This window comes from Neotabrizicola paludis, from assembly GCF_044142105.1.
In the GTDB taxonomy this organism is placed as follows: Bacteria; Pseudomonadota; Alphaproteobacteria; order Rhodobacterales; family Rhodobacteraceae; genus Pseudogemmobacter.
In genome coordinates this window covers 336,522-349,711 of the sequence record NZ_JBGTYM010000003.1, presented here as the reverse complement: position 1 = coordinate 349,711, position 13,190 = coordinate 336,522, and the positions used below count along the sequence as shown (strand labels likewise).

Genomic DNA, 13,190 nt, shown 5'->3' with positions numbered 1-13,190 from the left:
GAGGGTCGTTTCAGATGTTTGCCAAACCTACTGCATCGGGAAGCCGTAGAGCAGCCCGCCTTCGGTCCAGAGGGCGTTCAGATCCCGGTCCAGCGCCACCGGGCTTTCCGGGCCGAAATGGCGCATGTAGATATCTTCGTAGTTCCCCACCTGCTTGACGATCGCATAGGCCCAGGTGTTGTCGACACCCAGTTTGGTGCCGTTGTCGCCGATCACGCCCAGAAGCGTCTGGATATCCGGGTCGTCCGAGGCCTTCATCTCGTCGACATTGGCCTGGTTCACGCCCAGTTCCTCGGCGTTGAAAGTGGCGAAGGTAACCCATTTCACCAGATCGTACCACTGGTCGTCGCCCTGCCGCACCGCCATGGCCAGCGGTTCTTTCGAGTAGATGCCGGGCAGGATCATGTGGTCGGCGGGATTTTCGGTGTCAAAGGCTGCCACGCCCGGCAGGGCGGCCTTGTCCTTGGTCAGCGCATCGCAACGTCCGGTCACATAGGCGTCGACCAGTTGCTTGTTGTTCTCGATCACGACCGGCGTGTAGGTCATGCTGCGGGCGGCGAAGATCTGCGCCACATTGCGCTCGGTGGTCGAGCCGGGCGCCATGCAGATCGCCGCGCCGTCCAGATCCTCGATCTTCGCGATGCCATCGGCCTTGCGGACCAGAAAGCCGGTGCCGGTGTAAAAGATCGGGGGCGCGAAATTCAGCCCCAGCGCCGTGTCGCGGCTGAGCGTGGCGGTGACGTTGCGGGCCAGAACATCCACCTCGCCCGACTGGATGGCCGGAAAGCGCTGTTGCGATGACAGCGCGACGAAGCGCACCTTCGTGGCATCGCCAAAGACGGCCGCCGCAATGGCGTGGCAGAAATCGACCTCGAAGCCGCTCCAGTTGCCCTGACTGTCAGGCGCGGCAAAGCCGTGACGCGCCGGGTGAACCCCGCACAGCAGCTCGCCCCGCGCCTTCACGGCTGCCAGTGTATCGCCCGATTCCGCTTGCGCCATGGTCGCGCCAGTCGCCGCAAGAGCCATAGTCGCAGCTGCGGCAAGCCGGGTCAGCTTCGCTTCTTTCATCGTCTTCCCTCCTGTTGCGGGGCTGTTCCAATGATCAGGTTGACGCCCCTTGCTTCACTGTATACAAATGTTTTGCGATGCATGCAACAGTGAACTGATCGAACGAAGGTGCCGGGAATGAGCGAAGAAAATCTGGGATTTGACACGAGGCTGGCCCATGCCGGCCGCTCTCCGGCGGATCATTCCGGGGCCGTGAACACGCCGGTCTACCGCGCGTCGACAATCCTTTTCCCGAATCTTGCCGCCCTTGATGCCAAAGAGGGGGCAAAGCTGCGCTACGCCCGCCGCGGTACGCCGACGACGCATGCGCTGGAAGATGCCATTTGTGAACTGGAGCAGGCCGACCGCGCGCTGGTGTCGCCCTCGGGCGTCAATGCAATCAGCACCATCTTGATGAGTTTCGCCGAACCGGGCGCGCATATCCTGATGACCGACAATGCCTACGGTCCGGCGCGCAAGTTTTGTGAATTCACGTTGAAGAAATTCGGGGTGGAGACCACCTACTACGATCCAGTGATCGGTGCCGGGATCGAAAGCCTGATCCGGCCGGAAACCCGGCTGATCTGGATGGAATCCCCCGGCTCGCAGACTTTTGAGATTCAGGATGTGACTTCCATCTGCGAGGTCGCCCGCAAGCATGGCATCGCCACCGCAATCGACAACACCTGGAGCGGTGGTTATTTCTGCCAACCGCTGATACAGGGCGCCGACATCTCGGTCCAGGCAGGAACGAAATACATTTCCGGCCATTCCGATCTGATGCTTGGCACCATCGCCTGCCGCGACGGCGTCTATGACCGCCTGCGCGATACCTATCTGCGCTTCGGCGTCTGCATCGGCGGCGATGATGCCTATCTGGCGCTGCGCGGCCTGCGCACCCTGGCGGTGCGGATGGCGCAACATCAAGCCAGCGGCCTCAAGGTGGCGAACTGGCTGGTGCAGCAACCCGAGGTGATGCGGGTCATGCATCCCGGCCTGCCGAGTGACCCCGGCCACGCGCTATGGGCGAAACACTTCACCGGGGCCTCCGGGCTTTTCGGCTTTGTGATACGAGAGACTGATCGCGTAGCCCTTGCCCGGATGTTCGACGGTTTGCGCCTCTTCGGCATGGGTTCAAGCTGGGGTGGCTTTGAAAGCCTTCTGGTTCCATCGAACCCGTCGGTCTACCGCAGCGCCACACAATGGGCGCCTGGGGGGCAAACCGTGCGCATCCATGTCGGGCTTGAGAACGCGGACGACCTGATCAATGAATTGCGCCGCGGTCTTGATCGCCTCAACGGCTAGTGCCGGGCATAGCAGGACCGGCAGTGCAAGCGTCTGGCGCGAAAGGCAGAACATTTGTATACATGACTCAACCACATGCCTCAAAGCTGTTAACTGGCGGGGCAGCGACGCGAAGGGCAGGCATAGGCATGAAGCGCGAGATCGAACCCGACGAAGCCAAGCGCAGCCCGCTGGACCACATCATGACGCTCATCGAGCAGGGTGAATTGCGCCCGGGCAGCCGACTGACCGAGGTGGAGCTTGCACAGCGGCTTGGCATCAGCCGCACGCCGGTGCGTGAGGCGCTGCACCGGCTGCATGCCATGGGCTTGGCCGAACATGGCCCGCAGCGTGGGTTGATCGTCGCCCATATGAGCTATGATCAATTGCGCCAGCTCTTCTCGGTCCGCGAAGGGCTGGAAGGCATGGCGACCCGCCTTGCCGCAGAACATGCGTCACGCGCCGAGGTTGGGCTTCTGCGCGACATGGTCGAGGCCGACAAGGGATTGCGCGACCCGGTCAAACTGCTCGAGCGCAATAAGATGCTTCATCGGCTGATCGTGCAGGCGTCGCACAACAAGTTCATGATCGAAGCTCTTGGCAATCTTCGGGTGCATCTGAGCCTGCTTTCCGGCTCGACCTATGCAAGTGCCGAACGTGTCGAAGCTGCTCAGAAAGAACATGAGGAAATCGTGGGCGCCATCGCCGACGGCGACGGTGACCGCGCGGAGCGGGCGGCGCGTCAGCACATACTGTCAGGCTACAGGGTGCGGCTGAAGATGATGGCGGAGGCCGGTCAAGGCTGATCACCTCAGTCCTTCGCCCGGTTTGCAGCGCAGGCGGCAGAACACGCCAAAATCTACGACTGCTGCCGCTCAACGCAGAGCTTTGCGACAAAACCTACCGAGGCCTGTGAAACCAAGACCCCGCGCGTGATCGTGATGTCCGGCGACTGACCGGCACGCGCCTAGAGCGATTCCGCGCCGTCGATCACAAGGGCATGGCCGGTCATGAAGGATGAGCGGTCCGAAGCGAGGTAGACGATGCTTTCGGCAATCTCTTCCGGGGTGCCCCAGCGCCCCATCGGGATCGTGTCGGCGACGTAGCTTTCAAGCGCCGCCCGCCCGCCCATCTGGCTTTCGAATCCGGCGTTGAACACCGTGTCCACGAAACCGGGGCAGAGCGCGTTGCAGCGGATGCCATGGCGGGCATAGTCGACGGCGATCTGGCGGACCATGGCGATGACGGCGTGCTTGGTCGTGCAATAGGCGATCATCTCGCGGTCATACTGGACCCCGGAGTTGGAGGCGGTGATGATGATCGACCCGGTTCGCTGCGGCTTCATCACCGCCATGGCGGCGCGGGCGGCGGTGAAATGCGACCGGACGTTCAGCCGCCACGAGTGGTCCATTTCGTCAGGGGTGACTTCCTCCAGGCTGCCGGGAATCTGGATGCCGGCATGGGAATGCAGGATGTCCAGCCGACCGAAGCGGCGATGGGTGGCCGTGATAGCGGCTTCCAGCTCGGCGTCGCGGGTCACGTCAAGGCCCTGGGCATGGGCTCGCCCTCCGGCTGCAATGATCGCATCGGCGACGGCATTGGCGCGGGCAGGATCGAGGTCGGTTACCACCACTTCTGCCCCGTTCCTGGCAAGCGCCAGCGCCCCCGCCCGGCCGATGCCGGCGCCTGCCCCGGTCAGGAAGGCCACGTGATCCTTGAGAAGCGTCCCGTCCTTCATGGCTTAGCTTGCTTTCCGGCTGCGGCCGCGATGCAGGATCGATTGCGCTACGACGAGGATCAGGAGCGAGACTGCCAGGACCATCGTGCCGATGGCATTGATCTCGGGCGTCACGCCGCGTCGGATCGAGGAGAAGACGTAGATCGGCAAGGTGGTTTCCGATCCCGCGACGAAGAAGGCGATGATGAAGTCATCGAAGCTGAAGGTGAAGGAAAGGAGGAACCCGGCAAGGATCGCCGGGAAGATCTGCGGCAGGGTCACTTGCCGGAAGGTGCCCCATGGCGTGGCGCCAAGATCGGCCGAGGCCTCGATCAAGCTGCGATCCATGCCGGCCACGCGCGCTCGGACGATGATGACCACCAGCGCCATGGCAAAAAGCCCATGCGCGGCGATCAGTGAGCCCTTGCCGAGATGCAACTGCGGAGCGGCTTCGGCTAGGGGCCAGAGCGCGGCGATGGCCGGGTTGATCCAGTCGAACAGGGTGACGAGCGCGATCAGGGTGGCGATGCCGATGACGATGCCGGGCACCATGACGGCGATGTAAAGCAGGGCGTCGAAGATCAGCCTTGGCCGCCCAGAGACGCCCTGCAGCGCAAGGGCGGCCAGGGTGCCCGCTATGGTGGCCAAGGTGGCCGAGGCGAAGGCGACGGTGGCGCTGGTCTGCAGCGCCTCCATCACGAAGGGATTCGACAGGGCCTTGCCGTACCACTGCGTGGAAAAGCCCTGCAATTGCGCGGCGTGGCGGCCCGCGTTGAAGGAGAAGACCGCGATGACCGCGATGGGGACGTAGAGGAACAGGTATACCGCAAGCGCGTAGGCCCTCATCGCGCCCTCACATCAGGGAAACGTCGTCACGGCCCCCGGCCCACTTGCGCGTGGCGCGCATATAGGCGGTGACGGTGACAAGCATGATGACGACAAGCGCGACCGCGACCGCCGCGCCGAAGGGCCAGTTGCGCGATTGCAGGAAAAGGTCGACCAAGGCATTTCCGACGAAGAACACCTTGCCGCCGCCCAGCATCGCGGGGATCAGGAATTCGCCCATCAGAAGGATGAAGACCAGCATGCAGCCGGTGGCGACCCCGGGCAAGGAAAGCGGCAGCGTCACTTGAAGGAAGCTGCGCCAGGGCGGGCTGCCAAGATCGGCCGAGGCTTCCAGCAGGCGCTTGTCCAGCCGTTCGAGGCTGACATAGATCGGGAAGACCATAAGCGGCAGATAGCCATAGATGATGCCGGTCAGCACGGCGAAGGGCGTGTAGACAAGCCGCGGATTACCAAGCCCGGTCAGGGAAATAAGCTTCGGAATCCCCTGGCCGCCCAGCAGATAGATCCAGGCATAGGACCGGATCAGCATCGAGGTCCAAAACGGCACTATGACGAGGATCAGCAGCAGCGTGCGCCATTTCGGATCGCATCTGACGGCAAGGTAGTAAGCCAGGGGGTAGGCGATCAGCAGACACAACACGGTGCCAACCGGGGCGAGCACCAACGTGTTCTGGAACGCTGTCCAGCGCGTGCCGAGATTGGCAAAATTCTCGAAGGTGAAGGCGGCAGAGTAGCCCCCGGCCGCCGCGCGCTCGCCGAAGCTGAAGACAAGGACGACCACCAGCGGCAGCACCAGCATGGCCAGAAGCCAAAGCGCGGCGGGAGCGAGCAGAAGCCCTGTCTTCAACCTGGGCGACATGGCTTCAGGCCGATTTGAAGCGCGCCATCAGCTCGGCGCGGTTGGGATCGGTCAGAGTGACGGCGGCCCCGAATTCCAGCGCGTCCAGAAGTTCCTTCGCCGGATACAGGATCGGGTCGGCCAGAATCTCGGGCGGCATCAGGGCGTCTACCCTGCTGTCGGCGGTGGGATAGCCGTGGAACAACGCTTCCTTGGCGTTCACCGCCGGGTCCAAGAGGAAGTTTATCAGCGCATAGGCCGCGTCCAGATGCGGCGCGCCTTTCGGGATGGCGTAGAAATCGGACCAGAGCTCGCCGCCTTCCTTGCCCAGCACATACTCGATTTCCGGCATGTCGCGGTTCATCTGCTTGCCGTCGCCGGTCCAGCAGATCGTCATCCAGGCATCGCCCGACCGCATCGAGGGCTGGTAGTCCGAGGAAATGGCAAAGAGATGCGGCTTGGCGTCAAGCAGCAGCTTCTCGGCGTCGGCCAGTTCCTTCGGATCGATCGAGTTGAAGGAATAGCCGAAATATTTCAGCGCATTGCCGATGGTGGTCAGCTGATAGTCATGCACCATGGTCCGGCCGGTAAAGTCGGTCATGGTCAGGTCCCAGAATTCCTTCCAGGTGGTAAGCTTGGGTTTGTCGCCAAGGTTCGCGGTGTTCACGGCAAAGCCGGTGGTGCCCCAGTTCTTGGATACGGCATAGACCTTGCCATCCACCGTGCCCGGCCCGGCAAAGCGTTCGTTGAACGCGGCGGGGTCGTAGTTCGGGATGCGCGACAGGTCGAGCGGCTCGATCAGATCTTCTCCGACATAGGTGGTGATCGTGTAATTCGTCGGCACGAAGACATCCCAGCCCGAACCGCCCGCTTGCAGCTTCGCCAGCATCTCTTCGTTGGAACCGAAGACGTTCACATCAACCGCCGCGCTGGTGGCGGCGGTGAAAGCCTCGAAATTCGCTGGGTCGTGGTAGTTGGGCCAGGTCGCAAGAACGACACGATCGCCAATTGCGCCTTGCGCCCAGGCGGCGGAACGCAGGCCCGGCATAGCGGCGCCCAGAACTGCCGTTGCCGTGCCAAGGCCCGTCACGCCCAGAAAATGGCGGCGTGTGACCGAGCCCTTCTTGTACCGGTAAAGCTCGGCCATGAATTTTTCGCGTGAGATGAAGTCCTTCCGGTCGGTCATGTTCAGTCTCCCGTTGGGTTTCAGTCGTTGCTGAGAATGAGAGCCGCGCCATCGCGCCAGCTCGCGTATCCGGTTTCGCCCGGTTCGAATGTGCCCTCGCCTGCTTCGACCTGACGCGAAGCGAGGACAAGGAATTGTCCAAGATCGGGGTTGCGCACCAGATATTCGGTGTGTTCGCCCAGAAAGATGCGGTTGATCACCGTGACAGGCACGCCGACCTTGCTCCGCGTCAGGTGAATCTGTTCGGGTCGCAGGCTCGCAGTCGCTGTATCGCCGTGGACCAAGCCCTCGACCGCGGGGCCGATGAACCTTACGCCGTTGGGGCCGAACAGCCGGGCAGTCCCGCCTTCGACGCCTTCCACCGTTCCAGAGAAGAAATTGGACTTGCCGACGAAATCTGCGACATAGCGGCTTTTGGGTCGGTCATAGAGATCGCGCGGGCTGCCGATCTGGACGATCTCGCCCTCGCGCATGATGCAGATGCGGTCGGACATCGACAACGCCTCTTCCTGGTCATGGGTGACCAGGATGAAGGTGATGCCAAGCTGGCGCTGGAGGGTCTGCAACTCGATCTGCATGTCGTGGCGGAGCTTCTTGTCCAGGGCCGCCATCGGTTCGTCCAGAAGAAGCATGTTCGGTTCGTTGATGATCGCGCGCGCCAGCGCCACGCGCTGCTGCTGGCCGCCGGACATTTCCCAGATGCGCCGGGGGCCGAAGCCGGGAAGGCGCACGGTTTCCAGTGCCCGGTCGACAGCGGCGTCGATTTGCGCTTTCGGCGGTTTCGGACGCCGCTGCCGCAAGCCGTATGAGATATTCTCGGCCACGGTCAGATGCGGGAACAGCGCATAGTGCTGAAAGACCATGTTGACCGGCCGGTGATGCGCCGGAACATCGTTGACCTGCTGGCCGTCCAGAAAGACGGCGCCTTCGGTCGGGGCCTCGAACCCTGCAAGCATGCGCAGGGCGGTCGTCTTGCCGCAGCCGGAGGGGCCGAGGAAGGACAGGAATTCGCCCCGGCGGATCGTCAGGTTCAGGTTCCGCGCCGCGACGACCGAGCCGAACCGCTTGGTCGTGCCGCGCAGCTCTGCAATCGGGGAGTCATCCACCTGCATCACGCGCCCCACATCCACGTCTATGCCATGAAACCACAAAAATCGTAGAAAATGTGAGAAAAGTTGTATATACCACAAAATGCATAGAGTTTCAAAAATCCTACGATATGAGCATAGAGGTCCAGTTCGAGCAGATCGGTCGCCTGATCGCCGCCGAAGGCACGGGCGAGTTTCCACAACGTCTTGCGGATTTTCTACGCAGCATCGCGGTCTATGACTTCACGGTCATCTTCGGCTATTCGGGCACAGCCCGTCCGCTGGATCTTTACGACGACTTTCCGGGCAGCAAGCGGGCGATCTTCGTGACCGATTATCAGGCCGGGCCCTACCTGCTGGACCCGTTCTATCTTGCCGCGACACGACCTCTCGCCATGGGGCCGGTCGCGGACGGATTGTACCGCCTGCGCGATCTTGCGCCGGACCGGTTTTATCAGGGGGAATATTTCCGCAGCTACTATGCGCGGACAGGTCTGGCCGAAGAGATCGGCTTCTTCGTCGAGATCGGGCGGCATGCCAGAATCGTCCTGTCGCTGATGCGCGCGGACAAGGTGTTCTCGACGCGGGAACTGGCCACGTTGCGCAAGGCCTGGCCCGTGGTCGAAGCCGCCGTGCAGCGGCACTGGAAAGACCTTCCAGGCAGGTTCAAGACAACCGAGCTTGGCGCGGCGGGAACCGCGGACCCGCAGATCGAACGCCGCTTCCAGCGCTTCGGTGAAGGGCTGCTGACCCCGCGCGAGCGCGAAATTTCGGAATACACGCTGAAAGGCTACTCTGCGGAAGGGATCAGCCAGATCCTTGGTATTTCTTCTGGCACGGTGCGCATTCACCGGCGCAACATCTATACCAAGCTGGGCATCGGCTCTCAGGGCGAACTGTTCGCGCGGTTCATCGACACATTGACCAAGGACCGTTGAGCTTTCGGCAAAGCCCTGGCGCAAGGGCTGGCGGCTGGGGGCACCAGTCAGCCGCAGCCCGGACTGCTGATCCGGGTCTCGTCAGAACTTCTCGGCGGGCCTTGTCAGAATGTCAATCGACGCGCGAAACCTGCCCCCGTTGCGACCGAGGTGGCAGCGGAAATCTGACCTGCCGGGCCAAGTGGATTTTCCGCGCGCCGTGGGGGTTTGCGGCAGCACGCAAGGCTTTCACACCAGCCCGTTGCTGACCAACGCACGATAGATCGTGTCACACGCCTGCGTCTGCCCCGACGGAACGCCCGACCTCCTGACGGGTCTCCGGGTGGCGCCCGACGCCGTTCAGCCCGGGGATGGTGACCGGGCGACCACCAGTGAGAGAAAATCCCGAAGTTCTGGCGAGGTGTTGGCGCTGTTCCAGGCGATGGCGATGCGCGACCTGAAAAGCGGGTGGTCGATCCGGCGCGCAACCACGCCTTGCCCCAGAACCCCGACCAGGCTTTCGGGAAAGACCGTGACACCCAGCCCCGCCGCGACCAGCCCCGCAATGGCCAGCGTATGCGCCGCCTCAAAGCGCGGGGTCAGCGACAGGCCCTCGGCGCCGAACAGGCTTTCCAGCCGCCAGCGATATTCGTCCCATTCCTGCATCTCCCCCAGGACAAGCGGCTGCTCCGCTACCTCCGCCGGCGTCACGGAAGCGCGAAGCGCCAGCGGATGCGTGACCGGCAGGACCGCATAAAGCGGCTCATCTGCGAGTTGTCGGCTGTGGAAATCGGGGTGATCAAACCCGCCGATCAGAAAGCCCGCATCGATCTCGTTCTTCGCCAGGGCGAGTTTCTGCGCCTGTGTGCGCAGATAGATCGTCGTCAGACGGACATAGGGATAGGCTGCGTGATATTGCGCGAGCAGACCGGGCATCAATTGCGGCGCGGCAAAGGTCATATAGCCGATGCGCAGCCCGTCGGTATGGCCCGAGGCGACACGACGGGCCGCTTGAACCGCGTCGCGATAGCTGTCCATCAGCGCCGCGTTGTCTCGATAGAAGGATTCGCCCGCAGGTGTCAGCGACACTTCCCGAGTGTTGCGCTGTAGCAGCCTGAAGCCCAGAAGATGCTCCAGTTTCTGGATGCGCCGCGTCAAGGCCGACTGGTCCAGGTTTAAGCGCTCCGCACTGCGGCGAAAGTTAAGCTCTTCTGCAACAACGATAAATGATGACACGAGCTCAAGGCCACCGAAAGGTTTCACAACAGATTCCCGCCAATTTCCATGATGCATAACATGCATCAATCCTTGATCAATGACCATTTCATTTTCGTCTTTACCCCTCGCATCCTTGGCCCAGATGCCCTGCATCGCTCTGCGGGGCACGTCTTAGGAACGGAGAGACACATGCAAGACCTTGACCCGAAAGAACTGGACCGCCTGCTCCAGCAGGCCTTCGATACGGCCAGCAAGCTTTACAAGGAACGGGGTTTCCAGCGCCGCGTCGGCCTTGGAAACCGGCCCGCGCTGATCAGCGTCGACCTTGCGAATGCCTGGACGCGGCCCGGCAATCCCTTCACCTGCGATCAGGAAAAGATGGACGGAGAGATCATCCCATCGATGCAAAGGCTGCTCGCGGCCTGCCGCGCGAATGGGGTGCCGGTCATTCACGTCACCACCGCCTATGAGATCACCGACCGCACGTCACCCTTCACCGATATGGGTCTCTGGCATGACAAGATCCCGGTCGATGTCGTGAACCTCAAGGACAAGGAACTCTGGGCCATCGACAGTCGGATCGCGCCGGTCGAGGGCGAATACACGCTTCTGAAGAAGCGCGCCTCGGCCTTTCACGGCACGGAACTCGCGGGCATCCTGCGTGCCGCGAATGTGGACACGATCCTGGTCACTGGGGTGACCGCCTGTGCCTGCGTGCGTCAGACCATCTGTGACGGGCTGGCCGATGGGTTCAGAACCATCGCGGTCAGGGAAGCCATCGGCGATCGCGTACCGGGGGCAGTCGCCTGGAACCTCTTCGACATCGACGCCAAGTTCGGCGATGTGGTCAGCGTCGACGACTGTGTCGGCTATCTCAACGGGATCAAGGATCGCCAGGCCGCAGCCTAGCCCTGAATCCTATGGCTGCGCCGCCGGCTTCCGGGCCGAGCGGCGCAGATATTTCAGGAACGTGTCCAGCGCCTGCGACCGGCTTGTCCTGTCCCAGACCGCCGTGACCGGCAGCTTGTTGGTCACATCGCTGAGCGGCCGCACCACGACGCCCTGACGCGGCAGATTGCCGACACAGCTTGAATAGATGGTGATCCCCACTCCGGCCACGACCAGGCCGAAGATGCCCTCGCTGTTCGACGCCTCGAGCGCGATGTCCGGGAAAAAGCCCCTGCTGCGACATTCCGCGAAAAGGCGATTGCGAAAGGCAGACCAGTTGTCGCCCGTGCCAAGGACGAACTTCTCTTCCGAAAGTTCGGCCAGTGTCAGCGCCTCACGCGCGCAGAGGCGATGAGATGCCGGCAGAAGCGCGACATAGTCATCCTCGTCGAATGTCAGGCTGCTGGTTGTCTTGTGCTCGAAAGCGCCGATCATGAATCCGATGTCGATCGTCTGCTGCAGCAAGGCCATGTGCTGCGCGGTGGTCGGCATGAAGATCAGGTTCAGCCGGATATCGGGATGCGCCCCCGCAAAGTCGCGCAGCATATGCGGCAGCCGCCCGTTGATCGCGAAATCCGTGTAACCGATTCTTAATTCCCCCCGGATGCCGCGGGCCGCGTGGCGCGCGCTTGCCACGGCTCTTTCGATCTGCGCTTCGACGCTGGCTGTCTCGGCCAGAAAGGTCTTGCCGGCCTCGGTCAGCTCGACCCGGCGCGTCGTCCGCAGCAAGAGCGGCGCCCCGATCTCGGCCTCAAGCTGCTGAATGATCTTGGAAAGCGCGGGTTGCGCTATGTGAAGCTGATCCGCTGTCCGACCGAAGTGAAGCTCTTTACCAAGGGCCGTGAAAGCGCGCAGATGACGAAGATCCAAGCTCATTCTGTACTCGAAATTTGATATCAATGTGGAATTAATAAAATGACAATTGATATTTTACAATCACTGTCGCAACCCGCATCGTAGCCCGACAACACAAGGAGGACCGGCCAAGGCATCGCACCTGCCGGCCCAACAGAACAGGGAAGTAGACACAGATGACAGCCGATCTTCGCACCGCGACCTCCCTCTCCCGCCGCCGCATTCTTGGCCTGCTCATGGCCGGGGCCGCCCTTCCCGCGCTCATGCCCAGGGCAGCGCAGGCGGCGGGCGGAACCATCGTGGTTTCCAATTGGGGCGGCGACTGGAACGACCGGACAGTCCGCTTCGTTGAGAAGCCACTCCTTGAAGACAAGGGCTTCACCCTCGTTCGCGATCTGGGAATGGAGCCGGAGCGCAAGGCCAAGCTTCTCGCCGAAAAGCGCATCCGCCGCGCCTCGGTCGATGTGATCCACGTCAACAGCTCGGATGCGTACGAACTGCGCCAGCAAGAGGTGGTGGCGGAACTGGATATGGCGCAGATCCCGAACTACGCCGATGTCGTGGAAGAGCTTAGAGCGCCCTACTTCGTGCCCTGGCTCTACAGCGCGGTCGTCATCATCTACAACAAGGACAAGGTCTCGGAGCCGCCGAAATCTTATGCTGAGCTTTTCGATCCGAAATGGGCGGGGCGCATCGGCCTGACCAACCAGCTTTATTTCAACTACATGATGATGGCCGGACTGGTCTCCAAAGGCGACATGACCAGCGTCGAGGATGGCAAGCCCATGCTCGAGAAGCTGGCCGCCGAAAACGGGCCGCGGCTCTATGCGGCGCATCAGCAGCTGCAGGCCGGGCTGGCGAATGGCGAAGTGGATATCGCTGTGAACTACAAGGCCCGCGGCCTGCAATGGGCCAAGGACGGCCTGCCGCTGGCGATCCAGTATCCCGAGGAAGGGGCGATCGCCGTAACCTTCGGCGCCTGCCTGACGGAGTTCGGCCCGAACCGCGACGGCGCTTATGCCTATCTCGACGCGATGCTCGATCCGCAGGCGATGGCGGGCCTGGCCGAGGCGAGCCTCTACGCCCCCGCCAATAGCAAGGCGACCCTGTCGGACGAACTGCGCGCCCTGGTCGACTTCTCGGAAGAGGAACGCAAGAAGATGCACTTCCTGGACTATGCCTATGTTGCCGAAAACACGGCGGCATGGCTGGAGTGGTGGAACAAATCCTTCGCGGTTTGATCCCG

13 protein-coding genes are annotated in these 13,190 nt (G+C 62.2%); 5 read left to right on the top strand and 8 right to left on the bottom strand.

Going from position 1 to position 13,190, the window contains the following annotated elements; translation table 11 throughout:
• Positions 1 to 27 precede the first annotated feature (27 nt).
• Positions 28 to 1,068 (bottom strand): amino acid ABC transporter substrate-binding protein, encoded by a 1,041-nt coding sequence (locus ACED67_RS10125; protein WP_395541480.1) that lies wholly within the window; start codon positions 1,066 to 1,068, stop codon positions 28 to 30.
• Between the two features lie 117 nt (positions 1,069 to 1,185).
• Between ACED67_RS10125 and metC the strand changes: the two genes are divergently transcribed.
• Both metC and ACED67_RS10115 read left to right on the top strand, forming a co-directional pair.
• Positions 1,186 to 2,352: a cystathionine beta-lyase gene (gene metC, locus ACED67_RS10120; protein ID WP_395541479.1), complete on the top strand. Its 1,167-nt coding sequence runs from the start codon at positions 1,186 to 1,188 to the stop codon at positions 2,350 to 2,352.
• A 128-nt stretch (positions 2,353 to 2,480) separates the two neighbouring features.
• Positions 2,481 to 3,137, top strand: coding sequence for a GntR family transcriptional regulator (locus tag ACED67_RS10115; RefSeq protein ID WP_395541478.1), 657 nt, complete (start codon positions 2,481 to 2,483; stop codon positions 3,135 to 3,137).
• A 161-nt stretch (positions 3,138 to 3,298) separates the two neighbouring features.
• Here ACED67_RS10115 and ACED67_RS10110 read toward each other — a convergent pair whose 3' ends face one another.
• The 5 genes from ACED67_RS10110 to ACED67_RS10090 are packed head-to-tail and all read right to left on the bottom strand — an operon-like array spanning position 3,299 to position 8,030.
• Complete coding sequence (locus tag ACED67_RS10110) at positions 3,299 to 4,069, bottom strand: SDR family NAD(P)-dependent oxidoreductase (protein WP_395541477.1); 771 nt, start codon at positions 4,067 to 4,069, stop codon at positions 3,299 to 3,301.
• Positions 4,070 to 4,072: 3 nt separating this feature from the next.
• Positions 4,073 to 4,894 (bottom strand): ABC transporter permease, encoded by an 822-nt coding sequence (locus tag ACED67_RS10105; protein ID WP_395541476.1) that lies wholly within the window; start codon positions 4,892 to 4,894, stop codon positions 4,073 to 4,075.
• A gap of 7 nt (positions 4,895 to 4,901) precedes the next feature.
• Positions 4,902 to 5,753, bottom strand: coding sequence for an ABC transporter permease (locus tag ACED67_RS10100; protein WP_395541475.1), 852 nt, complete (start codon positions 5,751 to 5,753; stop codon positions 4,902 to 4,904).
• Positions 5,754 to 5,757: 4 nt separating this feature from the next.
• Complete coding sequence (locus tag ACED67_RS10095; RefSeq protein ID WP_395541474.1) at positions 5,758 to 6,918, bottom strand: ABC transporter substrate-binding protein; 1,161 nt, start codon at positions 6,916 to 6,918, stop codon at positions 5,758 to 5,760.
• A 20-nt stretch (positions 6,919 to 6,938) separates the two neighbouring features.
• Positions 6,939 to 8,030, bottom strand: a complete 1,092-nt coding sequence (locus tag ACED67_RS10090; RefSeq protein WP_395541473.1) for an ABC transporter ATP-binding protein — start codon at positions 8,028 to 8,030, stop codon at positions 6,939 to 6,941.
• A gap of 107 nt (positions 8,031 to 8,137) precedes the next feature.
• Here ACED67_RS10090 and ACED67_RS10085 point away from each other — a divergent pair, with 107 nt between their 5' ends.
• Positions 8,138 to 8,944: a helix-turn-helix transcriptional regulator gene (locus ACED67_RS10085; protein ID WP_395541472.1), complete on the top strand. Its 807-nt coding sequence runs from the start codon at positions 8,138 to 8,140 to the stop codon at positions 8,942 to 8,944.
• 339 nt (positions 8,945 to 9,283) lie between these two features.
• On the opposite strand, the gene ACED67_RS10080 is transcribed toward ACED67_RS10085, so the two are convergent.
• Positions 9,284 to 10,294 carry a LysR family transcriptional regulator gene (locus ACED67_RS10080; protein WP_395541471.1) on the bottom strand — a complete coding sequence of 337 codons (1,011 nt, stop codon included), beginning with the start codon at positions 10,292 to 10,294 and terminating at the stop codon, positions 9,284 to 9,286.
• A 36-nt stretch (positions 10,295 to 10,330) separates the two neighbouring features.
• On the opposite strand from ACED67_RS10080, the gene ACED67_RS10075 reads away from it, so the two are divergent.
• On the top strand, positions 10,331 to 11,050 hold the full coding sequence (locus ACED67_RS10075) for an isochorismatase family protein (protein ID WP_395541470.1): 720 nt from the start codon (positions 10,331 to 10,333) through the stop codon (positions 11,048 to 11,050).
• Between the two features lie 9 nt (positions 11,051 to 11,059).
• On the opposite strand, the gene ACED67_RS10070 is transcribed toward ACED67_RS10075, so the two are convergent.
• The gene (locus ACED67_RS10070; RefSeq protein WP_395541469.1) at positions 11,060 to 11,965 is read right to left on the bottom strand and encodes a LysR family transcriptional regulator; all 906 of its coding nucleotides are present in this window, start codon (positions 11,963 to 11,965) and stop codon (positions 11,060 to 11,062) included.
• 155 nt (positions 11,966 to 12,120) lie between these two features.
• Here ACED67_RS10070 and ACED67_RS10065 point away from each other — a divergent pair, with 155 nt between their 5' ends.
• Positions 12,121 to 13,185 carry an ABC transporter substrate-binding protein gene (locus tag ACED67_RS10065; protein WP_395541468.1) on the top strand — a complete coding sequence of 355 codons (1,065 nt, stop codon included), beginning with the start codon at positions 12,121 to 12,123 and terminating at the stop codon, positions 13,183 to 13,185.
• Positions 13,186 to 13,190 lie beyond the last annotated feature (5 nt).